Consider the following 22,488-nt stretch of genomic DNA (forward strand, 5'->3'; position numbering starts at 1 on the left):
GCAAAAGTGTCCTCCCGGACACAAAAAAGTCCGCAGATGATCACTCATCTGCGGGCTTTTTGTTTTCAGCTAATGCTTAGATCGCGCCACGCTTGCGCAGCAGATCCAGCACTTGCTTGACGCTTTCTTCCAGCGACAGCGACTGGGTGTCGATCACCAGATCGGCATCCAGCGGCACGTCGTACGGGAAGGATTCGCCCGGGATGTTGTCGCCACCCGCCGCGTACAGACCTTGCGGATCACGCTCAGCGCAGACCGTCGGCGAGGCCTGGACGTAGACCGTCAGCAGACGCTCCTTGCCGATCAGGTCCTTGGCCTGCTCACGACCTTCGGCACTCGGGGCAACGAACGCCGCCAGTGTCAGCAGGCCGGCTTCGTTGAACTGACGCGCAACGTGCGCCGCACGACGCCAATTCTCGGTGCGCCCGGCGCGATCCTGCGGCAGACCTTTGTTCAGGTCATGACGCAGGTTCTGGCCATCGAGTACAAACACCGCGCGACCCATGTCGAACAGCTTGCGTTCAACCGCATACGCCAGGGTGCTTTTGCCAGCGCCCGACAGGCCGCTGAACAACACGGTGGCCGGTTGCTGACCGAAGCGCTGGGCGCGTTCTTCGGTGGCTACATGGGCCAGTTTGCCGTGGTGGGAGCTGCTGCCATGCGCCAGCGGCTGAGCGATGATCATGCCGGCCGCGACCGTGCCGTTGGTCAAACGGTCGATGACGATGAACGAACCCGTGGTGCGGTTGCTGTCGTAACCGTCCAGCGCAATGGCCGCGTCGAGGCTGATCTTGACCCGACCGATCTCGTTCAGCTGCAACGAGCTGGCAGGGCCTTCGGCCAAGGTGTTCACGTCCACGCGATTGACGATGCTGGTGATCGAGCCCGGCACGTAAGTCGTGGCGCGCTTGATGTCGTACTTCTTGCCCGGCAGCATCGGCTCTTCGGCCATCCACACCAGCATGGCGTCGAAGGCGTCGGTCACTTGCGGCTGGTTATCGGCGTGCACCAGCAAGTCGCCACGGGAAATGTCGATCTCGTCTTCCATGGTCAGCGTCACCGCTTGACCAGGGCCTGCATGCTCCAGCTCACCTTCGAAGGTGACAATGGATTTCACGCGGCTGCTCTTGCCCGACGGCAACACAACGACTTCGTCGCCCTTGTGCACGATGCCGCTGGCCAGGGTGCCGGCGAAACCACGGAAGTTCAGGTTCGGACGGTTGACGTACTGCACCGGGAAACGCAGATCGGTGTAGTTGCGGTCGCTGGCGATTTCGACGGTTTCAAGGATTTCCATCAGCGACTGGCCGGTGTACCACGGCGAGCGCTCGGACTTGTTCACCACGTTGTCGCCCTTGAGCGCGGACATCGGCACGAACGCCATGGTGCTCGGCTTGAACGCGATGCCTTCGGCGAACTTCAGGTAATCGGCCTTGATCGACTCAAATACGCTTTCGTCGAAGCCGTTGAGGTCCATCTTGTTGATGGCGACCACGATGTGCTTGATGCCAAGCAACGAGGCGATAAAGCTGTGGCGACGGGTCTGGGTCTGCACGCCGTAACGGGCGTCGACCAAGATGATCGCCAGGTCACAGGTGGATGCACCGGTGGCCATGTTGCGGGTGTACTGCTCATGGCCGGGGGTATCGGCGATGATGAATTTGCGCTTGGCGGTAGAGAAATAGCGGTAGGCGACATCGATGGTGATGCCCTGCTCACGCTCGGCCTGCAAGCCGTCGACCAGCAACGCCAGGTCGATGTCTTCGCCGGTGGTGCCGACTTTTTTCGAGTCGCGGGTAATGGCTTCCAGATGATCTTCGTAGATCATTTTGGAGTCGTGCAGCAGGCGCCCGATCAGGGTGCTCTTGCCGTCGTCGACGTTGCCACAAGTCAGAAAGCGCAGCATTTCCTTGCGTTCATGCTGGCCCAGGTAGGCGAGGATGTCCTCGCTGATCAAATCAGATGCGTGCGACATGACAACCCCTTAGAAATAACCCTGACGTTTCTTTTCTTCCATGGAACCGGCGCCATCGTGATCGATGACTCGGCCCTGGCGTTCGGAAGTTCGCGTCAGGAGCATTTCCTGAATGATGTCGGTCAGGCTGGTGGCCTCGGACTCGACAGCACCGGTCAACGGGTAGTCGCCCAGTGTACGGAAACGGACCTTCTTCTTGACGATGCGCGCCTTGTCTTCGTCGCTCAGGTGATTGAGCAGGCGTTCGTCGTCGATCATGATCCAGGTGCCGTTCATCTCGATGACATCGCGTTCGGCTGCGAAATACAGCGGCACGATCGGGATGCCTTCCAGGTAGATGTACTGCCAGATGTCCAGTTCGGTCCAGTTCGACAACGGGAATACGCGGATCGATTCACCCTTGTTGACCTTGCCGTTGTAGACGTTCCACAGCTCCGGGCGCTGGTTTTTCGGGTCCCAGCGGTGCTTGCTGTCACGGAACGAATACACGCGCTCTTTGGCACGGGACTTCTCTTCGTCGCGACGGGCGCCACCGAATGCGGCGTCGAAGCCATACTTGTCGAGGGCCTGCTTGAGGCCTTCGGTCTTCATGATGTCGGTGTGCTTGGCACTGCCGTGGGTCAGCGGGTTGATACCCTGCGCAACACCCTCGGGGTTGACGTGTACCAGCAGGTCCAGGCCGAGCTCTTCGACCATGCGGTCGCGGAACGCGTACATTTCCTTGAACTTCCACTGGGTGTCGACGTGCATCACCGGAAACGGAAGTTTGCCCGGGAAGAATGCCTTGCGCGCAAGGTGCAGCATCACGGCGGAGTCTTTACCGACGGAGTACAGCATCACCGGGTTATCGAACTCGGCGGCGACCTCGCGGATGATGTGGATGCTTTCGGCCTCCAGCTGTTTCAGATGCGTCAGTTTGTCGACCATGGCTACTCACGAAAACGATCTTATGGACGGCCTGCGGGCCGTGTTCGAGCGGGGAATCCTAGCACAGCGCCCTCTTCTAATCAGGACAGCGGCTAGATCGAAAGGGTATATGAATATACCCCCTCGTTTGGGCTCCAGCCCTGTAGTCAAATCGGGTTCGGGCAATCGATGAAGATGTGCTCGAGGGCGAAACGTCGTGCCAGGTAATCGCCCAAAGCCTGCACACCGTAACGCTCGGTGGCGTGGTGGCCGGCGGCGATGAAACTGATGTCGTTTTCCCGGGCGCTGTGGAACGTCTGTTCGGAGGCTTCGCCGCTGAGGTACAGATCGACGCCGGCCAACACCGCCTGGTCAATGTAACCCTGGCCGCCACCGGTGCACCAGCCGACCCGACGAATCATCTCGCTGCCTTCGATCAGTAACGGCTCGCGCCCCATGACTTCCTGCACGCGGCGGGCAAAATCGCGGGGAGTCATCGGTTCGCTCAACGAGCCGACCAACCCGACGATTTTCAGGTTGTCCGGATCCAGCGGGCCTTCGACGGTAATGTCCAATTGCCGGGCAAGCTGCACGTTGTTGCCGACTTCCGGGTGCAGGTCCAGCGGCAAGTGATAAGACAGCAGGCTGATGTCGTGCTTGAGCAGGGTTTTCAACCGGCGCTGCTTCATGCCGGTGATGCACGGGTTCTCGCCTTTCCAGAAATAGCCGTGATGCACCAGCACCAGATCCGCCTGGGCCTCCACCGCGGCGTCCAGCAGTGCCTGGCTGGCGGTGACACCGCTGACGATGCGCATCACTTGCGGCCGGCCTTCGACCTGCAAGCCGTTGGGGCAGTAATCGGCGATCTTCGAACTTGCCAGGTAACGGTCGGCTTCTTCGACCAGGGTGCTCAGGGCGACGGCCATAAAAGACTCCTAAATATCCCGTTCAGAGGCGCGCGCGGCCTCGTATAATGCGCGACATTATGGGCGGTCTCATACCGCCTGCAACCTCTCAGGACGTGCTTAATGCTCAAGGCGCTGCGTTTTTCCGGCTGGCCGCTGTTGGCCGGCGTGCTTGTCGCTCTACTGATTATTCAGCGTTACCCGCAGTGGGTCGGGCTGCCAAGCCTCGACGTCAATCTGCAACAAGCCCCGCAAACCCTTGGTGTGCAGCAGGGCCCGGTGTCCTATGCCGATGCGGTGACCACGGCTGCGCCGTCGGTGGTCAACCTTTACACCACCAAAGTGGTCAACAAACCCAGCCATCCGCTGTTTGAAGACCCGCAGTTCCGCCGCTTCTTCGGCGACAACTCGCCCAAGCAGAAGCGCATGGAGTCGAGCCTCGGTTCGGGCGTGATCATGAGCCCGGAAGGTTACCTGCTGACCAATAACCACGTGACCAGCGGTGCCGACCAGATCGTGGTGGCCCTCAAGGATGGTCGTGAAACCCTGGCCCGGGTCATCGGCAGCGACCCGGAAACCGACCTCGCGGTATTGAAGATAGACCTGAAAAACCTGCCGTCGATCACCGTCGGCCGTTCTGACAACCTGCGCATCGGTGACGTGGCCCTGGCCATCGGCAACCCGTTCGGCGTCGGCCAGACCGTGACCATGGGGATCATCAGTGCCACCGGGCGCAATCAGTTGGGCCTGAACAACTACGAAGACTTCATCCAGACCGACGCCGCGATCAACCCCGGCAACTCCGGCGGTGCACTGGTGGACGCCAACGGCAACCTGACCGGCATCAACACGGCAATCTTCTCCAAGTCCGGTGGCTCGCAAGGCATCGGCTTCGCGATCCCGGTCAAACTGGCGATGGAAGTGATGAAGTCGATCATCGAACACGGCCAGGTGATTCGCGGCTGGCTCGGCATCGAAGTGCAACCGTTGAGTCAGGAACTGGCGGAATCGTTTGGCCTGTCGGGACGCCCGGGAATTGTGGTCGCGGGGATTTTCCGTGACGGCCCGGCGCAAAAGGCCGGCCTGCAATTGGGCGACGTGATCCTCAGCATCGACGGTGAACCGGCTGGCGATGGTCGCAAGTCAATGAACCAGGTGGCGCGCATCAAACCGACCGACAAGGTCACGATTCAGGTGATGCGCAACGGTAAAGAACTCAAGCTCACCGCAGAAATCGGTCTGCGTCCGCCGCCGGCGCCGATCCAGGAAAAAGAAGAAGAGTAAGCGGGACCCTGTGGGAACGAGCCGCACCGCTCGCTCCCACAGGAACAGTTTTGGTCTAGAGGTCGCCGAGGCCGTCGATCAGTGCCTGATTCTGCTCCGGCGTGCCGATGGAAATCCGCAGGAACTGGGCAATCCGCTCTTGCTTGAAGTGCCGAACAATCACGCCCTGTTCACGCAACTTCGCCGCCAGCCCCGCAGCATCGTGCTTCGGATGACGGGCGAAAATGAAGTTCGCCGCCGACGGCAACACTTCAAACCCTTTCGCTTCCAGTTGCGCGACCACTTGCTCCCGACTCTCGATGACCAACCGGCAAGTCTTGTCGAAATACTCGCGATCTTCGAACGCCGCCGCAGCCCCCACAATCGCCAGACGATCCAGCGGGTAGGAGTTGAAGCTGTTCTTGATCCTCTCCAGTGCCTCGATCAGATCCGGGTGCCCCACGGCCAGGCCAACCCGCAGGCCGGCCAGGGAACGGGACTTGGACAGGGTCTGCGTCACCAACAGGTTCGGATAACGGTCCACCAGCGTGATCGCCGTTTCACCGCCGAAGTCGATGTAAGCCTCATCCACCACGACCACCGAATCCGGGCTGGCCTTGAGGATTTGCTCAACAGCGTCCAGTGCCAACAGGCAACCGGTCGGCGCATTCGGGTTCGGGAAGATGATCCCGCCGTTCGGCTTGGCATAGTCCGCCGGGTTGATCTGGAACTGTTCGTCCAGCGCAACCGCATCGAACTTGATGCCATACAACCCGCAGTAAACCGGGTAGAAGCTGTAGCTGATGTCCGGGAACAGCAGCGGTTTATCGTGCTGCAGCAAACCGTGAAAGATGTGCGCCAGGACTTCATCGGAACCGTTACCGAGGAACACCTGATTGCCCTGCACGCCGTAGTACTTGGCAACGGCTTGCTTGAGCAGGTCGCTGTTCGGGTCCGGGTACAGACGCAGGTTGTCGTTCAGTTCGGTTTGCATCGCCGCCAGGGCTTTTGGCGATGGACCGTACGGGTTTTCGTTGGTGTTGAGCTTCACCAGTTTTGCCAGTTTCGGCTGCTCGCCCGGCACATAAGGCACCAGATTCTTGACGAACGGGCTCCAGAATTTACTCATGTTCAGTTCCCCTGCTTGTCATCAAGAATGCGGTATTCAGCACTGCGGGCGTGAGCGCTCAGCGATTCGCCACGGGCCAGTACGGAGGCGGTCTTGCCCAGTTCGGAGGCACCCTGCTCGGAGCAGAAGATGATCGACGAACGTTTCTGGAAGTCGTAAACACCCAGCGGCGAGGAGAAGCGCGCAGTGCCGGAGGTCGGCAATACGTGGTTCGGACCTGCGCAGTAGTCGCCCAGGGCTTCGGAAGTGTGGCGGCCCATGAAGATCGCGCCGGCGTGACGGATCTGCGGCAGCCAGGCCTGTGGATCCGCGACCGACAGCTCCAGGTGCTCTGGGGCAATGCGGTTGGCCACTTCGATGGCCTGTTCCATGTCGCGAACCTTGATCAGCGCACCACGGCCATTGATCGAGGTTTCGATGATCTCGGCGCGCTCCATGGTTGGCAGCAGTTTGGCGATGCTTGCCGCGACCTTGTCGAGGAACTCGGCGTCCGGGCTGACCAGAATCGCCTGGGCGTCTTCGTCGTGCTCGGCCTGGGAGAACAGGTCCATGGCGATCCAGTCCGGATCGGTCTGGCCGTCGCACACCACCAGAATCTCCGACGGACCGGCGATCATGTCGATGCCGACCTGGCCGAACACGTGGCGCTTGGCGGTGGCGACATAGATGTTGCCCGGGCCAACCACTTTGTCGACCTTCGGCACGCTTTCGGTGCCGTAAGCCAGCGCCGCAACTGCCTGGGCGCCGCCGATGGTGAACACCCGGTCGACGCCGGCGATGCAGGCTGCGGCCAGCACCAGTTCGTTGACTTCACCGCGCGGGGTCGGCACGACCATGACCACTTCGGTCACGCCCGCCACCTTGGCCGGAATCGCGTTCATCAGCACCGAGGACGGGTAGGACGCCTTGCCGCCCGGCACATACAGGCCGGCGCGATCCAGTGGCGTGACCTTCTGGCCCAGCACCGTGCCATCGGCTTCGGTGTAGCTCCAGGAGTCCTGTTTCTGCTTTTCGTGGTAGCTGCGCACACGGGTCGCGGCTTTTTCCAAGGCTTCGCGCTGAGGCACGGTGATGCGGGTCAATGCCAGTTCCAGGCGTTCGCGCGGCAGGATCAAGTCCGCCATGGACGCCACTTGCAGGCCATCGAACTTCTGGGTGAACTCGACCACCGCCGCATCGCCACGCTCGCGCACGGCCTTGATGATGTCCAGCACCCGCTGATTGACCGAGTCGTCAGACACACTTTCCCAGCTCAGCAGATGATCCAGATGATGTGCGAAATCCGGGTCAGCAGCGTTGAGTCGGCGAATTGCAGTCGGTGCGGTCATAGCGAGAGCCTCATAGGATTGGCAAAAACTCGGGCGCCCTAAGCTAGCCGTTGATCCGCTTGGGCACCCGAGAATTCTGGCTATGAGGCGGATAGACGGGCGCGACTCAAGGTCGCGCAGGTGAATCAGCCGCGGTGTCGAGACTCCACTGCCTTGCGCAGGGTGTCGATCAACGCCTGGATACGGGCATGCTGCATTTTCATCGACGCCTTGTTGACGATCAGACGGGAGCTGATGGCAGCGATGAAATCCTGTGGCTCCAGGCCATTGGCCCGCAGCGTGTTACCGGTGTCGACCACGTCGATGATCTTGTCCGCCAGGCCGATCAGCGGCGCCAGTTCCATCGAGCCGTAGAGCTTGATGATGTCGACCTGACGACCCTGTTCGGCATAGTAGCGCTTGGCGACATTGACGAACTTGGTGGCAATGCGCAGACGGCCCTTGGGCTCGACTGCGCCGACTTTACCGGCCGTCATCAGTTTGCACTGGGCGATTTGCAGGTCCAGCGGTTCGTACAGACCCTGGCCGCCGTATTCCATCAGCACGTCTTTACCGGCGACGCCCAGATCGGCGGCACCATGCTCGACATAGGTCGGCACATCGGTGGCACGCACGATCAGCAAGCGCACATCGGCCTGGGTCGTGGGGATGATCAGCTTGCGGCTCTTGTCCGGATTCTCGGTCGGCACGATGCCCGCTTCAGCCAGAAGCGGCAGGGTGTCGTCAAGGATGCGGCCCTTGGACAGTGCGATAGTCAACATGGGAAACGTCAGTCCTTATCAAGGTACTCATGCCCGGTCGCAAACGGCGCCGGACACACATCGAGCCGGAAACCGGCTCGACTTCAACAAATCAACGGACGCGTCCCTGCGCCCATGCAGCAGAAACTAGCCCGGTACGCGGCGGATCTTGGCGCCGAGCATCTGCAGCTTCTCTTCGATGCACTCATAACCACGGTCGATGTGGTAGATGCGATCGATCAGGGTATCGCCTTCGGCGATCAGCGCCGAGATCACCAGGCTGGCCGAAGCACGCAGGTCGGTGGCCATGACTGGCGCGCCCTTGAGCTTTTCGATGCCGGTGACGATGGCGGTGTTGCCTTCAACCTGAATGTGCGCGCCCATGCGGTGCAGTTCGTAAACGTGCATGAAACGGTTTTCGAAGATCGTCTCGATCACAGCACCAGTGCCTTCGGCAATGGCGTTGAGGGAGATGAACTGCGCTTGCATGTCGGTCGGGAACGCCGGGTATGGAGCGGTCCGCACGTTGACGGCTTTCGGCCGCTTGCCGTGCATGTTCAGCTCGATCCAGTCTTCACCGGTGGTGATTTCGGCGCCCGACTCACGAAGTTTTTCCAGAACGGCTTCGAGGATGGTCGGATCGGTGTCCTTGACCTTCACACGCCCGCCGGTGACCGCTGCCGCCACCAGATAGGTGCCGGTCTCGATACGGTCAGGCATCACTTTGTAAGTGGTCGTGTGCAGACGCTCGACGCCATCGATGGTGATGGTGTCGGTGCCGGCGCCGGAAACCTTCGCGCCCATGGCGTTCAGGAAGTTCGCCAGGTCGACGACTTCAGGCTCGCGAGCGGCGTTGGCCAGAACGCTGCGGCCCTTGGCCAGAGCGGCCGCCATCATGATGTTCTCGGTACCGGTCACGCTGACGGTGTCGAAGAAGAAGTGCGCACCGCGCAGGCCGCCTTCAGGGGCCTTGGCCTTGATGTAGCCGCCTTCGACATCGATGACCGCGCCCATGGCTTCAAGACCACGGATGTGCAGGTCAACCGGACGCGAACCGATGGCGCAACCGCCAGGCAGTGCAACTTCGGCTTCACCGAAACGGGCAACCATCGGGCCCAGCACCAGGATCGAGGCGCGCATGGTTTTAACCAGTTCGTACGGCGCGATCAGGGTCTTGATGGTGCGTGGGTCGATTTCGACGCTGAGTTTCTCGTCGATCACAGGCTCGATGCCCATGCGACCGAACAGCTCGATCATGGTGGTGATGTCGTGCAGGTGCGGCAGGTTGGCCACGGTCACGGGGCCATCGCACAGCAAGGTGGCAGCCAGGATCGGCAAGGCAGAGTTCTTTGCCCCGGAGATGCGGATCTCGCCGTCAAGACGAGCGCCACCAGTAATAATCAATTTATCCATAAGAATCTCGACGCCCTTGGGCTCAGGTGCGCTCGGCCCAGGCCGCGCTGCTGAAAAATTTCATAGTGACCGCATGGATGCTGCCATCGACAATCCACGGGTTCAAATGGGCATAGACCTGCTGCTGGCGCTTCACCGGGCTCAACGCCGCCAGTTCATCGCTAATCACGTTAAGCTGGAAATTGCAGCCTTCGCCTTCAACTTCCACCTTCGTGTTTGGCAGCTTTCCTTCAAGGAAGCTCTTCACTTCTACGGCCTGCATGCTCAACCTCAATCGGCGCCCTGTGCGCGCGGGTCGGACATCATACAAAAAAGCCCCGCGCCTGCGAACCCCGCGAAGCAGGACTCTGACGGGGGGCTTCTTTATAGATGCGGTTCAGGGGTGCGCCAACAGCTCGGTCAATTCGCTGACCTGAGCGATTTTGCGCATGTCTTCGGGCATCGCGCGAATGCTCACGGCCTTGCCGGCCACCTGGGCATCGCGCATGAAGCACAGCAGCAGCGACAAGCCGACACTGCTGGACTTCTCCACTGCGGAGCAATCGACCACCAGCGCAGGCGCCTTGCTGGACTTGATCAGCACCTGCCCCTGCTTGCGCAAGTTCGGGCCGGTCCGGTAATCCAGCACACCGCTGAGCAGCAGCTCGCCGGTTTCGCTCATGCGAATGGCCGACTCACTCATTGGGCTTTCTTCTCGACAGCTTTTTCGGTGTTTTCCTTGGCTTTGGCGACTTCCCCGGCCCAACCATTGATGGTCTTGTCCAGGTCGTTGCCATTGCGCTGCATCGCATCAGCGAACTGATCGCGGAATAGCTTGCCGATATTGATGCCGTTGATGATGACGTTACGCAGCTTCCATTCGCCGTTGATCTTTTCGAGTGTGTAAGACACGGGATAGATCGCGCCGCTGCTGCCTTTGACCGTCATGCCAACGCTGGTACGGTCTCCCGATTCATCCTTGGCAGGCTCAACAGTAATGCCCTGGTTGTTGTATTCGAGCAATGCGTTGCCATAAAACTGGAACAGACCTTTTTTGAAGTTTTCTTCAAACGTCTTCATTTGCTCGGGCGTTGCTTTGCGCGAGTATTTGACGGTCATGATGCTTTTGGAAATGCCCTCGGCATCCACCACAGGACCGACGATGGTGTTCAACGCCGTATAAAAGTCTTGTGGATCCTGCTTGTACTTCTCTTTATTGGCCGACAGGTCGGCGAGCATCCGGGTCGTGGTGTCCTGAACCAGATCGTGCGCCGACTGCGCCGCCATGGCGTTAGCCATCAACGGCAAGGCTGCGAGCAATATCAACAGGCCACGTCGCAAGATAGAGATCATTGAAAAGCTCCTCATTTGGCGTCTTTGCTAACGGTATTGAGCAGAAATTTACCGATCAGGTCCTCGAGCACCAGCGACGACTGCGTGTCGTGGATGGTTCCACCATCCTTGAGCAGGGCCTGTTCCCCACCCACACTGATACCGATGTATTTCTCACCCAACAGGCCAGCGGTCAGGATAGATGCAGTGGAGTCAGTCGGCAGGTTATCTACGCGCTTTTCCAGTTGCATGGTCACCCGACCGGTGAAGCTGTCGCGATCCAGATCGATCGCAGTGACCTTGCCAATGGTCACACCGGCCATGGTCACTTTAGCTCTGACAGTCAAACCGGCGATATTATCGAAATATGCATAAAGTTTATAAGTATCGGTGCTCGGGCTCGGGGACAGGCCACTGACCCGCAACGCAAGCAACAGCAAAGCCAGGATGCCAGCCAGCAAGAAAAGGCCGACACCGATTTCCAGGGTGCGGTTTTGCATCAGAAATCTCCAAACATCAAGGCGGTCAGAATAAAGTCCAGGCCGAGTACCGCCAAAGAGGCGTACACCACGGTCTTGGTAGTGGCACGACTGATCCCCTCGGAAGTGGGCTCGCAGTCATAGCCTTGGAATACGGCGATCCAGGTCACGACGAAGGCAAAAACGATGCTTTTGATAATGCCGTTGAGCACATCGTCGACAAACGTCACGCTGTTTTGCATGTTCGACCAGTAGGAGCCTTCATAGACACCCAGCCAGTCGACGGCCACCCACGAACCGCCCCAGATACCCACCACGCTGAAAATCATTGCCAGCACCGGCAGGGAAATGAAGCCGGCCCACAGGCGCGGAGCAATAATGTACTTGAGCGGGTCAACCCCGATCATTTCCAGACTGGACAGTTGCTCGGTGGATTTCATGTTGCCGATTTCGGCGGTCAGCGCCGAACCCGCACGCCCGGCGAACAGCAAGGCCGTGACGACCGGCCCCAGTTCACGCAGCAGTGTCAGCGCAACCATCTGCCCGACAGCCTGCTCCGAGCCATAGCTGGACAGGATATTGAAGCCCTGCAGCGCCAGCACCATACCGATGAACACCCCGGAGACCACGATGATCACCAGGGACATCACGCCAACCGAATGCAGTTGCTTGACCAGCAGGCCAAAACTGCCGCCGATGCCACCGCGACCGAGCAAGGCATGAAACAGGAACAGCGCCGAACGCCCGAATACCGCCAGCACATCGATGCCGGCGTGGCCGAAACGGCGCACTCTTTCTATTAATGAAATCTTGCGCATCAGCGCTTCCCCAGAAGATCTGCGCGGTAATCCGTCGCTGGAAAGTGGTATGCGACCGGGCCGTCGGGTTCGCCAGTCATGAACTGGCGAATCCGTGGTTCCTGCGAAGTCATCAATTCCTTGGGTGTGCCCTGCCCCAACACTTGCCCGTCACCCACAACAATGATGTAGTCGGCGATGCTCGCGGTCTCGGCCAGATCGTGGGAGACCACGATGCTGGTGATGCCCAGCGCATCGTTGAGCAGGCGGATCAGGCGCACCAGCACGCCCATGGCGATCGGGTCCTGGCCGACAAAAGGCTCGTCGTACATGAGAATTTGCGGATCGAGGGCAATCGCCCGGGCCAGCGCGACTCGACGTTTCATGCCGCCGGACAATTCGTCAGGCATCAGGTCAATGGCGCCACGCAAGCCCACGGCCTGCAATTTGAGCAGGACAATATCGCGAATCATCTCTTCCGGCAGTGTGGTATGAACACGCAGCGGAAAGGCGACGTTCTCGAATACATCGAGATCGGTAAACAGCGCGCCGCTCTGAAACAGCACGCCCATGTGCTTGCGCGCATCGAACAAATCGCTGCGCGACAACGTCGGCAGGTTCTGGCCATTGACCCAGACTTCGCCGCTGGTGGGGCGCAATTGGGCCCCCATCAACCGCAACAGCGTGGTCTTGCCACACCCGGAAGGCCCCATGATGCCGGTGACTTTGCCGCGTGGTATGCGGATATCGATGTTATTGAAAATGCTGCGCGCACCGCGCTTGAAGGTCAGTCCCTTCAGCTCGACCGCGTAGGCGTTATCGGCACTCATCTAAACTCCTTGCGATGCAGCCTCTCACTCGGACGCCTGGCTTTCTAACGAAAGCACATACCTCCCCGGGCAGGCCGAACTGGCGGCGAACTATATCACTGCAAAGGCCAAGCGCCCAAGGCCCAAGCCGGGCACGTTCAGCAACATGACCACCTGAAATCATCTATTTAGAGGGTTTCGGTAACAAGGAATGACAAACCGCGACGAACTTGCGTGAGGGTTTTGATCATTACCGTTATAATCGCCGCCTTTTCATCAGGCTATACGATTTCTGACATGAGCCAATCCAGCGACCTGATTCAATCTGCACAACGCACCATCCGTCTCGAACTGGAAGCCGTGCAAGGCTTGTTACCCCATATCGACGCAGATTTCGTACGCGCTTGCGAGATGATTCTGGCCAGCAAAGGCCGCGTAGTCGTGGTCGGCATGGGCAAATCGGGGCACATCGGCAACAAGATTGCCGCCACCCTGGCCAGCACCGGCACCACGGCGTTCTTCGTGCATCCAGCCGAAGCCAGCCACGGCGACATGGGCATGATCACGCGTGACGACATCATCCTGGCGCTGTCGAACTCCGGCTCCACCAATGAAATCGTAACCCTGCTGCCACTGATCAAGCGCCTGGGCATCAAATTGATCAGCGTCACTGGCAATCCCGACTCAGCGCTGGCCAAGGCTGCCGAGGTCAACCTCAACGTTCACGTCGAGCACGAAGCCTGCCCGCTGAACCTGGCGCCAACCTCATCGACCACCGCCGCTCTGGTGATGGGCGATGCCCTGGCGGTGGCGCTGCTGGAAGCCCGCGGTTTTACCGCTGAAGATTTCGCCTTTTCCCACCCAGGCGGTGCACTTGGCCGACGCCTGCTGCTGAAAGTGGAAAACGTCATGCACGCCGGGCAAGAGCTGCCGCAGGTTCAGCGCGGCACCCTGCTCAAGGACGCATTGATGGAAATGACCCGCAAGGGCCTGGGCATGACCGTGGTTCTGGAGGCCGACGGTAAACTTGCCGGGATCTTCACCGACGGCGATCTGCGTCGCACCCTGGACCGCAGCATCGACATCCACAGCGCCACCATCGAGCAGGTCATGACCGCCCACGGCAAGACCGCACGTGCCGAGATGCTGGCTGCCGAGGCGTTGAAAATCATGGAAGACCACAAGATCAACGCACTGGTCGTGGTCGACAGCGAGGACCGCCCGGTCGGCGCCTTGAACATGCACGATTTGCTGCGCGCTGGAGTAATGTAATGAGCACGGACCTGCTGCAACGCGGCAAACAGATCAAACTGGCGGTATTCGACGTCGACGGCGTGCTGACCGACGGGCGCCTGTACTTCCTCGAAGACGGCAGCGAATTCAAGACCTTCAACACCCTCGACGGCCAAGGCATCAAGATGCTGATGGCAGCGGGCGTGCAGACCGCTATCATCAGCGGACGCAAGACCCCGGTGGTCGAACGACGGGCCAAGAACCTCGGCATTCCACACCTGTACCAGGGTCGCGAAGACAAACTGGTGGTGCTCGACGAGCTCCTTGCCCAACTCAACCTGAACTATGAACAAGTGGCCTACCTCGGCGACGACCTGCCGGACCTGCCGGTGATTCGCCGCGTCGGCCTGGGCATGGCCGTGGCCAACGCCGCCGGTTTCGTGCGCGAACACGCCCACGGCATTACCCAGGCCCGTGGCGGCGAGGGTGCCGCGCGCGAGTTCTGCGAATTGATCCTGCGCGCCCAGGGCCGCCTCGATGCGGCCAACGCCGCGTACCTGTGAGCCCATCATGCTGAGCAAAAAGATTCGCAACATCCTGATATTCGGTTGCATCGCGGCGCTATTCGCTGCGGTCGGCTACTGGAACATCAGCCCGGAACGCTTCCTCGACAAGCCAGTGGCGCATGTCGATGAAGCCATGATCGACTATTACGCCACCAATGCCCACAGCGTGCAGTACCTGCCGGACGGCAAATTGCAGTACGAAATGACGTCCGACAAGGTCGAACACCTGAAAGCGACCGAAGTGACGTTGCTGTCCAATCCTGACCTGAACATGTTTCGCGGCACCGAATTCCCCTGGCACGTCCAGAGCGATCGCGGCGAAGTCAACCCGGACGGCACCCAGGTCGAGTTGATCGACTCGGTACGTATCACGCGTTTCGACGAAAAAAACCGTAAAACCCTGATTACCACCACCCGTATGACAGTGTTCCCGCAGCAGCAATATGCGCAGACCGATCAACCCGTTAGAATCGACGGCGCCGGCGGTGTATCGACAGGCAACGGAATGAAAGCGTACTTGAAAGAAAGCAGGATACACCTGCTATCGAACGTAAGAGGACAGTATGAGGCTCGTTAAAACCCTCCCTATTTTGCTCAGTCTGAGCGCAGCACTGGGAAGCGTGAGCGCCTGGGCTCTGCCGACCGATCAAGCGCAGCCTATCCGCATTCAGGCCGACGACGCCCAACTGGACGATAAGAACGGTGTTGCCACCTATAAAGGTGATGTGATCATCACTCAGGGCTCGATGAAGGTCACCGGCAACACCGTGACCATCACTCGCACCCCGACTGGCGACATCGACGTGGTGACCTCGGTGGGCAACCTGGCGTACTTCGAGCAATTGCAAACAGCTGGCGACACCAAGCCTGTTCAGGGCTGGGGCGTGACCATCCAATATCACGCCGCGCAAAACCGCGTCGTACTGATCGACAAGGCCAAAGTTGTCGACAAGGACAACAACGTCACCCAGGGCGAAAAAATCGTCTATGACACGGTGAAAAAACTCGCCAGCGCCGGTCGCGCCACAGGCAGCAAGGTCACCGAGGCACGTCCGCGTATCGACATGGTGATCCAGCCGAAGAAGAAAACCGACGAGAAAACCCAGTAATGGCAACTCTGAAAGCTCAGCATCTGGCCAAGAGCTACAAGAGCCGCCAGGTCGTGCGTGACGTCAGCCTGTCCATCGACAGCGGCCAGATCGTCGGCCTGCTTGGCCCCAACGGCGCCGGTAAAACCACCTGTTTCTACATGATCGTGGGCCTGGTACAGGCCGATCAGGGTCGCGTACTGATCGATGACCTGGACGTCAGCCACCAGCCGATGCATGGTCGCGCGAAGGCCGGTATCGGCTATCTTCCGCAAGAAGCGTCGATCTTCCGCAAGCTGTCGGTGACCGACAACATCATGGCCATCCTCGAGACCCGCAAGGAGCTCGACAAGGCCGGTCGCCGCAAAGAGCTGGAAAGCCTGCTGCAGGAATTTCACATTCACCACATCCGCGACAGCCTTGGCATGAGCCTGTCCGGTGGTGAACGCCGTCGGGTGGAAATCGCCCGGGCACTGGCCACCAACCCGAAATTCATCCTCCTCGACGAACCCTTCGCCGGCGTGGACCCGATCTCGGTGGGCGACATCAAGCAGATCATCCATCACCTCAAGGCCAAAGGCATTGGCGTGCTGATCACTGACCACAACGTCCGTGAAACCCTGGACATCTGCGAAACCGCCTACATCGTCAACGATGGCCAGCTGATCGCTGAAGGCGACTCCGCCACCATCCTGGCCAACGAACTGGTCAAGGAAGTGTATCTGGGCCATGAGTTCCGCCTGTAAGCGCTGAGGTGCCTGGCCAGTCGCCTTGATGCTCATATCAATAAAAAATCAATAGTTTTTTATTGTTACAGCGCTCTAGGCAAACACTTCAGTTTCAGGCATATAATTTGCTTATGTTTGGCGCTTCGGCGCCCTGTAGTGGATGGCGCATGTGCGCCGGCGAATAAGGTGTTAAGCCCCTGCCATGAAACCATCGCTAGTCTTGAGAATGGGCCAGCAGCTGACGATGACACCGCAGCTGCAACAGGCCATCCGCCTGCTCCAATTGTCGACCCTGGACCTGCAACAGGAAATCCAGGAGGCCCTGGAGTCCAATCCGATGCTCGAACGCCAGGAAGAAGGCGACGACTTCGATAACGCAGACCCCTTGGCCGACAAAGCCGAACAGCAACCCAACACCGACATTCAGGAACCCTCCTACCAGGAAACCGCCCCGACGGTGGATAACCTTGAGGAAGGCGACTGGAACGAGCGCATTCCCAACGAATTGCCTGTCGATACCGCCTGGGAAGACGTCTACCAGACCAGCGCCAGCAGCCTGCCGAGCAACGATGACGACGAGTGGGATTTCACCACCCGTACTTCGGCCGGTGAAAGCCTGCAAAGCCATTTGCTCTGGCAACTGAACCTGGCACCGATGTCCGACACCGATCGCCTGATCGCCGTGACCCTGATCGACTGCATCAACAATCAGGGCTATCTGGACGAAACCCTCGAGGAAATCCTCGAGGCCTTCGATCCGGAACTGGACATCGAACTGGACGAAATCGAAGCCGTCCTGCACCGCATCCAGCAATTCGAGCCCGCCGGTATCGGCGCCCGCAACCTCGGTGAATGCCTGCTGCTGCAACTGCGCCAACTGCCCGCCAAGACCCCTTGGCTGACCGAGGCCAAGCGCTTGGTCACCGATTACATCGACTTGCTCGGCAGCCGCGACTACAGCCAGCTGATGCGCCGCATGAAGCTCAAGGAAGATGAACTGCGCCAGGTGATCGAACTGGTCCAGAGCCTCAACCCGCGCCCGGGTTCGCAAATCGAGTCCACCGAAGCCGAATACGTCGTTCCCGACGTGATCGTGCGCAAGGACAACGAGCGCTGGCTGGTGGAACTGAACCAGGAGTCGGTGCCGCGCCTGCGGGTCAACGCCCAATACGCCGGCTTCGTACGCCGCGCCGATACCAGCGCTGACAACACCTTCATGCGTAATCAGTTGCAGGAGGCTCGCTGGTTCATCAAGAGCCTGCAAAGCCGCAACGAAACCCTGATGAAAGTGGCCACCCAGATCGTCGAGCATCAACGCGGCTTCCTGGAGTACGGCGACGAGGCCATGAAACCGCTGGTGCTGCATGACATCGCTGAAGCGGTGGGCATGCACGAATCGACGATTTCACGGGTGACCACGCAAAAATTCATGCATACCCCACGGGGCATCTATGAACTGAAATACTTTTTTTCCAGCCACGTCAGTACCTCCGAAGGCGGTGAATGCTCGTCTACGGCGATCCGCGCGATCATCAAAAAACTGGTTGCCGCGGAAAATCAGAAAAAGCCGTTGAGTGACAGCAAGATCGCTGGTTTACTGGAGGCACAAGGCATTCAGGTGGCTCGCCGCACCGTCGCCAAGTACCGCGAATCCCTAGGAATCGCGCCTTCGAGCGAACGCAAGCGGTTGATGTAGAGCCACGCCACAGCGTTCCAGTGGTAGATCATCGGATCTACCGCTTTATGCACTGGCAACGAAGGAGAAGCTGTATGCAAGTCAACATCAGTGGACACCAACTGGAAGTGACCGAACCTCTTCGCACCTACATCGGCGAAAAACTCGAACGATTAGAGAGGCATTTCGACAAGATCACCAACGTGCAGGTCACGATGACGGTCGAGAAGCTCAAGCAGAAAATCGAAGCCACGCTGCATATTCCCGGCAATGAGGTGGTCGCTAACGCGGAACATACCGATATGTACGCAGCGATCGACGCACTGACCGACAAGCTGGATAAACAACTCAAAAAGCATAAGGAAAAGACCCAGAGCCTCCTCCAGGGCGCGACCGGTCGTTAACACTCCCAACCCATGATCCGACTTGAAAGCATCCTGACCCCCGGCCGTTCCCTGGTGAACGTGCCGGGCGGCAGTAAAAAGAAAGCCCTCGAGCAAATTGCCAACCTCATCCATCGCGAAGTGCCGGATCTGGCCATGCAGGATGTCTTCGAGAGTCTGGTCGCCCGTGAAAAACTCGGTTCCACCGGCTTTGGCAACGGTATCGCCATCCCCCACTGCCGTCTCAAGGGCTGCGGATCGCCCATCAGTGCCTTGATGCACCTGGATGCACCCATCGATTTCGACGCCATCGACGGTGCCCCGGTTGACCTGCTGTTTGTACTGCTGGTCCCCGAAGCCGCCACCGATGCGCACCTGGAGTTGCTGCGCCAGATCGCCAGCATGCTTGATCGCAAGGAAGTGCGTGAAAAACTGCGCAGCGCCCCGAGCAACGAAGCCTTGTATCAGGTTGTCCTGGACGAGCAAAACGGTCACTAATCATGCGCCTGATCATCGTCAGCGGCCGCTCCGGCTCAGGTAAAAGCACTGCCCTCGATGTTCTCGAGGACAACGGCTACTACTGCATCGACAACCTGCCGGCCGGTCTGTTGCCGGAACTGGCCGAACGCGCACTGATTCACACCGAACTGGCACAACCTCTGGTGGCCGTGTCCATCGATGCACGCAACTTGCCGAGCCACCTGTCACGGTTTCCCGAATTGCTGGAAGAAGTCCGCAGCCGGCATATCCAGTGCGATGTGCTGTATCTGGACGCCGATGAAGAGACCCTGCTCAAACGATTTTCGGAAACCCGCCGTCGTCACCCGCTGAGCAGTGCCAATCGCTCGCTGGCGGAGGCGATAGAGGACGAAACCAATCTGCTGGGGCCGATCGCCGACCTGGCCGACCTCAAGGTCAACACCACCAATCTGAACCTGTATCAGCTGCGCGATACCATCAAGCTGCGCCTGCTGAATCAGCCGGAGCCCGGTACTGCGTTTCTGGTGGAGTCTTTCGGGTTCAAGCGTGGCATGCCGGTGGACGCCGATCTGGTGTTCGACGTGCGCTGCCTGCCTAACCCTTACTGGAAACCGGAGCTGCGGGCACAGTCCGGGCTCGATCAACCGGTGGCCGACTACCTGGCGGCGCAGCCGGATGTCGAGGAAATGTTCCAGGACATTTCCTCCTACCTGCTCAAGTGGCTGCCCCGCTTTGCCGCCAGCAACCGCGCCTATGTCACCATTGCCATTGGCTGCACCGGCGGGCATCACCGCTCTGTCTACCTGACCGAACGTCTGGGCCAGGTCCTGCAACAATCCCTGAAGAACGTCCAGGTTCGCCACCGCGACCTCAGCTAAAGGATTCACATCGCGATGCCTGCTCTGGAAATCGAAATCATCAACAAGCTGGGCCTGCATGCCCGCGCGTCTGCAAAATTCGTTGGCGTCGCCGGGCAGTTCCCTTGCCAGATCAGGGCTGGCCGTACACCGGAAACGATGGTCGATGGCAAAAGCATCATGGCCATGATGATGCTCGCGGCCGGCAAGGGCACCAAAATCCACCTGAAAACCGAAGGTGAACAAGAGCAGGAAGCTATGGATGCACTGGTGGCGCTGATCAACAACTTCTTCGACGAAGGCGAATAAAGATCAATGAATTACGGCTTTCGATTGCGCCCACGGATGCGTAGGCGCTGACGAAACTGCGATATTTTGATCCAAAAAAAAAAGCGCCACCCGATCGGGTGGCGCATTTTTTTGTGCAGCAACCGCAGCTTAACTACCCGCCACCGTCATCCGCTCGATCAACACCGAACCTGTGCGAATGTTGCTGCGCAATTCCAGGTCATTACCGACCGCAATGATCTGCTTGAACATGTCGCGCATGTTGCCGGCAATAGTCACTTCCTGGACCGCGAACTGGATTTCGCCGTTCTCGACCCAAAAACCCGCTGCGCCACGGGAGTAATCGCCAGTGACCATGTTCAGGCCCTGCCCCATCAATTCAGTGACCAGCAGACCACGACCCATGCGGCGCAACAGGGCCGCCTGATCTTCATCGCCATGGGTGACGAACAGGTTGTGCACGCCGCCCGCATTCGCGGTGCTCGGCATGCCCAGCTTACGGCCGGAATAGGTGCCAAGCACATAGGACACCAGCTCGCCGTTTTCCACGAACGGCTTGGCGTAGGTCGCCAGGCCATCGCCGTCGAAGGCAGAGCTGCCCAAAGCGCGCATCAAGTGCGGACGTTCATCGATGGTCAGCCATTGCGGGAACAGTTTCTGCCCCAGCGTGCCTTCGAGGAACGAAGACTTGCGATACAGACTGCCGCCGGAAATCGCCGAGAGGAAACTGCCGAACAAACCGCCGGCCAGTTCCGCAGAAAACAGCACCGGCACTTCGCAGGTCGGTACCGGGCGTGCGCCCAAGCGGCTCGCCGCCCGTTGCGCGGCACGCTGGCCGATGCTCTCCGGGCTGGCCAACAAATTGCCCTGCCGGTTCACGTCGTACCAGTAATCACGCTGCATCTGGCCATCGGCTTCGGCGATCATCACGCAGCTGAGGCTGTGACGGGTCGAGGCGTAACCGCCGATAAAACCGTGGCTGTTGCCGTACACACGGCAACCCTGATGAGTGCTGAGGGTGGTGCCGTCGGCGTTTTTGATCCGACTGTCGGCGGCAAACGCCGCCGCTTCACAGGCCAGGGCCTGCTCGATGGCTCGCTCCGGTGTGATACTCCATTGGTGGAACAGGTCGAAATCCTGCAGTTCCTTGGCCATCAGCGCGGCATCCGCCAAGCCTGCGGCTTCGTCTTCGGACGTGTGCTTGGCAATCGCCAGCGCAGCAGCGACGGTTTCGCGAATCGCTTCCGAACCGCTGGCCGAGGTGCTGGCCGAGCCTTTGCGCTGCCCTACGTACAAGGTGATGCCAAAGCCCTGGTCGCGGTTGAACTCAACGGTTTCGACTTCCCGCTGACGCACCGTGGTCGACAGGCCCTGCTCCAGCGACACCGCCACTTCACAGGCACTGGCGCCTTGGCGCTTGGCTTCAGCAATGATCTGCTCGACTTGCTCTTGCAGTGCCGGCAACGCTTGTGGGCCGACGCTTTCAACTGCACTCATGCTGTTCTCCACTCAAATTCTGCTTTCGGTAACGGTCATCGAGCGACCGGGCCGGACAAGCGGCCCCCGACTGGTTATCATGGCGGCGTTTCTTTGCGGACGGCCACCATGGTTGATTCTTACGACGACTCCCTCGATACGGGAGAAAAAAGCAAATCCCAGGTCAAACGCGAGCTGCATGCTCTGGTTGACCTCGGCGAGCGCCTTACAACACTCAAGCCTGACCTGCTGGCAAAACTGCCGTTGACCGACGCTTTGCGCCGGGCTCTGGCCGATGCGCCCAAGCACACCGCGAACATCGCGCGTAAACGGCACCTTCAGTTTATCGGCAAGCTGATGCGCGATCAGGACACTGGCGCCATTCTCACCCTGCTCGATCAACTCGATGCCTCCACCCGGCAGTACAACGAACGTTTCCACGGCCTGGAACGCTGGCGCGATCGCTTGATCGCAGGCGACGACGCCGTCCTGGAGAAGTTCGTCGTCGATTACCCGGAGGCCGATCGTCAACAATTGCGCTCCCTGATCCGTCAGGCCCAGCACGAACTGGCGACCAACAAGCCACCGGCTTCGAGCCGTAAAATCTTCAAGTACATCCGTGAGCTGGACGAGACTCAACGCGGTTTGCGTTAAGTCCC

Annotated in this window: 26 protein-coding genes; 12 read left to right on the forward strand and 14 right to left on the reverse strand. The window is 59.5% G+C overall.

What is annotated here, in order from left to right:
- Positions 1–76: 76 nt before the first annotated feature.
- From cysN to LOY28_RS24910, 3 genes are all read right to left on the reverse strand, one after another.
- Positions 77–1,975, reverse strand: a complete 1,899-nt coding sequence (cysN, locus tag LOY28_RS24900; RefSeq protein WP_018927190.1) for a sulfate adenylyltransferase subunit CysN — start codon at positions 1,973–1,975, stop codon at positions 77–79.
- A gap of 9 nt (positions 1,976–1,984) precedes the next feature.
- Entirely contained in the window at positions 1,985–2,902 is a 918-nt protein-coding gene (cysD, locus tag LOY28_RS24905) for a sulfate adenylyltransferase subunit CysD (RefSeq protein WP_007941268.1), read from the reverse strand.
- A 146-nt stretch (positions 2,903–3,048) separates the two neighbouring features.
- Complete coding sequence (locus tag LOY28_RS24910) at positions 3,049–3,807, reverse strand: Nif3-like dinuclear metal center hexameric protein (RefSeq protein WP_007941267.1); 759 nt, start codon at positions 3,805–3,807, stop codon at positions 3,049–3,051.
- 102 nt (positions 3,808–3,909) lie between these two features.
- Here LOY28_RS24910 and algW point away from each other — a divergent pair, with 102 nt between their 5' ends.
- On the forward strand, positions 3,910–5,070 hold the full coding sequence (algW, locus tag LOY28_RS24915) for a Do family serine endopeptidase AlgW (RefSeq protein WP_018927192.1): 1,161 nt from the start codon (positions 3,910–3,912) through the stop codon (positions 5,068–5,070).
- A gap of 55 nt (positions 5,071–5,125) precedes the next feature.
- Here the strand turns inward: algW and hisC are convergent, their stop codons facing one another.
- From hisC to LOY28_RS24965, 10 genes are all read right to left on the reverse strand, one after another.
- Positions 5,126–6,178 carry a histidinol-phosphate transaminase gene (gene hisC, locus LOY28_RS24920; RefSeq protein ID WP_096479549.1) on the reverse strand — a complete coding sequence of 351 codons (1,053 nt, stop codon included), beginning with the start codon at positions 6,176–6,178 and terminating at the stop codon, positions 5,126–5,128.
- 2 nt (positions 6,179–6,180) lie between these two features.
- Entirely contained in the window at positions 6,181–7,506 is a 1,326-nt protein-coding gene (gene hisD, locus LOY28_RS24925) for a histidinol dehydrogenase (RefSeq protein WP_018927194.1), read from the reverse strand.
- A gap of 125 nt (positions 7,507–7,631) precedes the next feature.
- Entirely contained in the window at positions 7,632–8,267 is a 636-nt protein-coding gene (gene hisG, locus LOY28_RS24930; protein ID WP_007941260.1) for an ATP phosphoribosyltransferase, read from the reverse strand.
- Between the two features lie 126 nt (positions 8,268–8,393).
- Positions 8,394–9,659, reverse strand: coding sequence for a UDP-N-acetylglucosamine 1-carboxyvinyltransferase (murA, locus tag LOY28_RS24935; RefSeq protein WP_018927195.1), 1,266 nt, complete (start codon positions 9,657–9,659; stop codon positions 8,394–8,396).
- 22 nt (positions 9,660–9,681) lie between these two features.
- Positions 9,682–9,921 (reverse strand): BolA family protein, encoded by a 240-nt coding sequence (locus LOY28_RS24940; protein WP_018927196.1) that lies wholly within the window; start codon positions 9,919–9,921, stop codon positions 9,682–9,684.
- A 114-nt stretch (positions 9,922–10,035) separates the two neighbouring features.
- Complete coding sequence (locus LOY28_RS24945; RefSeq protein ID WP_018927197.1) at positions 10,036–10,341, reverse strand: lipid asymmetry maintenance protein MlaB; 306 nt, start codon at positions 10,339–10,341, stop codon at positions 10,036–10,038.
- Positions 10,338–10,991, reverse strand: a complete 654-nt coding sequence (locus tag LOY28_RS24950; RefSeq protein WP_018927198.1) for a phospholipid-binding protein MlaC — start codon at positions 10,989–10,991, stop codon at positions 10,338–10,340. The genes LOY28_RS24945 and LOY28_RS24950 overlap by 4 nt, the downstream gene beginning before the upstream one ends.
- Before the next feature lie 11 nt (positions 10,992–11,002).
- Positions 11,003–11,470, reverse strand: a complete 468-nt coding sequence (gene mlaD / locus LOY28_RS24955; RefSeq protein ID WP_007941252.1) for an outer membrane lipid asymmetry maintenance protein MlaD — start codon at positions 11,468–11,470, stop codon at positions 11,003–11,005.
- Positions 11,470–12,267, reverse strand: a complete 798-nt coding sequence (gene mlaE, locus LOY28_RS24960; protein WP_026286502.1) for a lipid asymmetry maintenance ABC transporter permease subunit MlaE — start codon at positions 12,265–12,267, stop codon at positions 11,470–11,472. Before mlaE ends, mlaD begins: the two co-directional genes overlap by 1 nt.
- The gene (locus LOY28_RS24965) at positions 12,267–13,076 is read right to left on the reverse strand and encodes an ATP-binding cassette domain-containing protein (RefSeq protein WP_018927201.1); all 810 of its coding nucleotides are present in this window, start codon (positions 13,074–13,076) and stop codon (positions 12,267–12,269) included. Before LOY28_RS24965 ends, mlaE begins: the two co-directional genes overlap by 1 nt.
- A gap of 276 nt (positions 13,077–13,352) precedes the next feature.
- Here LOY28_RS24965 and LOY28_RS24970 point away from each other — a divergent pair, with 276 nt between their 5' ends.
- The 10 genes from LOY28_RS24970 to LOY28_RS25015 all read left to right on the forward strand — a co-directional run bounded on the left by LOY28_RS24970 (position 13,353) and on the right by LOY28_RS25015 (position 20,374).
- Entirely contained in the window at positions 13,353–14,327 is a 975-nt protein-coding gene (locus tag LOY28_RS24970) for a KpsF/GutQ family sugar-phosphate isomerase (RefSeq protein WP_018927202.1), read from the forward strand.
- Positions 14,327–14,851 (forward strand): HAD family hydrolase, encoded by a 525-nt coding sequence (locus LOY28_RS24975; protein WP_018927203.1) that lies wholly within the window; start codon positions 14,327–14,329, stop codon positions 14,849–14,851. Before LOY28_RS24970 ends, LOY28_RS24975 begins: the two co-directional genes overlap by 1 nt.
- Positions 14,852–14,858: 7 nt before the next feature.
- A complete protein-coding gene (lptC, locus tag LOY28_RS24980) occupies positions 14,859–15,431 on the forward strand; it encodes an LPS export ABC transporter periplasmic protein LptC (protein ID WP_018927204.1) in 573 nt (190 codons plus the stop codon).
- The gene (gene lptA / locus LOY28_RS24985; protein ID WP_019581168.1) at positions 15,418–15,963 is read left to right on the forward strand and encodes a lipopolysaccharide transport periplasmic protein LptA; all 546 of its coding nucleotides are present in this window, start codon (positions 15,418–15,420) and stop codon (positions 15,961–15,963) included. Before lptC ends, lptA begins: the two co-directional genes overlap by 14 nt.
- On the forward strand, positions 15,963–16,688 hold the full coding sequence (gene lptB, locus LOY28_RS24990) for an LPS export ABC transporter ATP-binding protein (protein ID WP_018927206.1): 726 nt from the start codon (positions 15,963–15,965) through the stop codon (positions 16,686–16,688). Before lptA ends, lptB begins: the two co-directional genes overlap by 1 nt.
- Positions 16,689–16,872: 184 nt before the next feature.
- Positions 16,873–18,366 (forward strand): RNA polymerase factor sigma-54, encoded by a 1,494-nt coding sequence (locus tag LOY28_RS24995; RefSeq protein WP_064620307.1) that lies wholly within the window; start codon positions 16,873–16,875, stop codon positions 18,364–18,366.
- Between the two features lie 74 nt (positions 18,367–18,440).
- Complete coding sequence (gene hpf, locus LOY28_RS25000) at positions 18,441–18,749, forward strand: ribosome hibernation-promoting factor, HPF/YfiA family (RefSeq protein WP_007941242.1); 309 nt, start codon at positions 18,441–18,443, stop codon at positions 18,747–18,749.
- A gap of 12 nt (positions 18,750–18,761) precedes the next feature.
- Complete coding sequence (gene ptsN / locus LOY28_RS25005) at positions 18,762–19,226, forward strand: PTS IIA-like nitrogen regulatory protein PtsN (RefSeq protein ID WP_018927208.1); 465 nt, start codon at positions 18,762–18,764, stop codon at positions 19,224–19,226.
- Positions 19,227–19,228: 2 nt separating this feature from the next.
- Entirely contained in the window at positions 19,229–20,086 is an 858-nt protein-coding gene (gene rapZ / locus LOY28_RS25010) for an RNase adapter RapZ (RefSeq protein ID WP_018927209.1), read from the forward strand.
- A 15-nt stretch (positions 20,087–20,101) separates the two neighbouring features.
- Positions 20,102–20,374, forward strand: coding sequence for an HPr family phosphocarrier protein (locus LOY28_RS25015; protein WP_018927210.1), 273 nt, complete (start codon positions 20,102–20,104; stop codon positions 20,372–20,374).
- Between the two features lie 129 nt (positions 20,375–20,503).
- Here the strand turns inward: LOY28_RS25015 and pmbA are convergent, their stop codons facing one another.
- Positions 20,504–21,850 (reverse strand): metalloprotease PmbA, encoded by a 1,347-nt coding sequence (gene pmbA / locus LOY28_RS25020; RefSeq protein WP_018927211.1) that lies wholly within the window; start codon positions 21,848–21,850, stop codon positions 20,504–20,506.
- 108 nt (positions 21,851–21,958) lie between these two features.
- Here pmbA and yjgA point away from each other — a divergent pair, with 108 nt between their 5' ends.
- Positions 21,959–22,483 (forward strand): ribosome biogenesis factor YjgA, encoded by a 525-nt coding sequence (gene yjgA, locus LOY28_RS25025; protein WP_007941230.1) that lies wholly within the window; start codon positions 21,959–21,961, stop codon positions 22,481–22,483.
- The last annotated feature ends 5 nt before the right edge of the window (positions 22,484–22,488 follow it).

The sequence above is a fragment of the Pseudomonas sp. B21-017 genome (assembly GCF_024749245.1).
Classification (GTDB): Bacteria; Pseudomonadota; Gammaproteobacteria; order Pseudomonadales; family Pseudomonadaceae; genus Aquipseudomonas.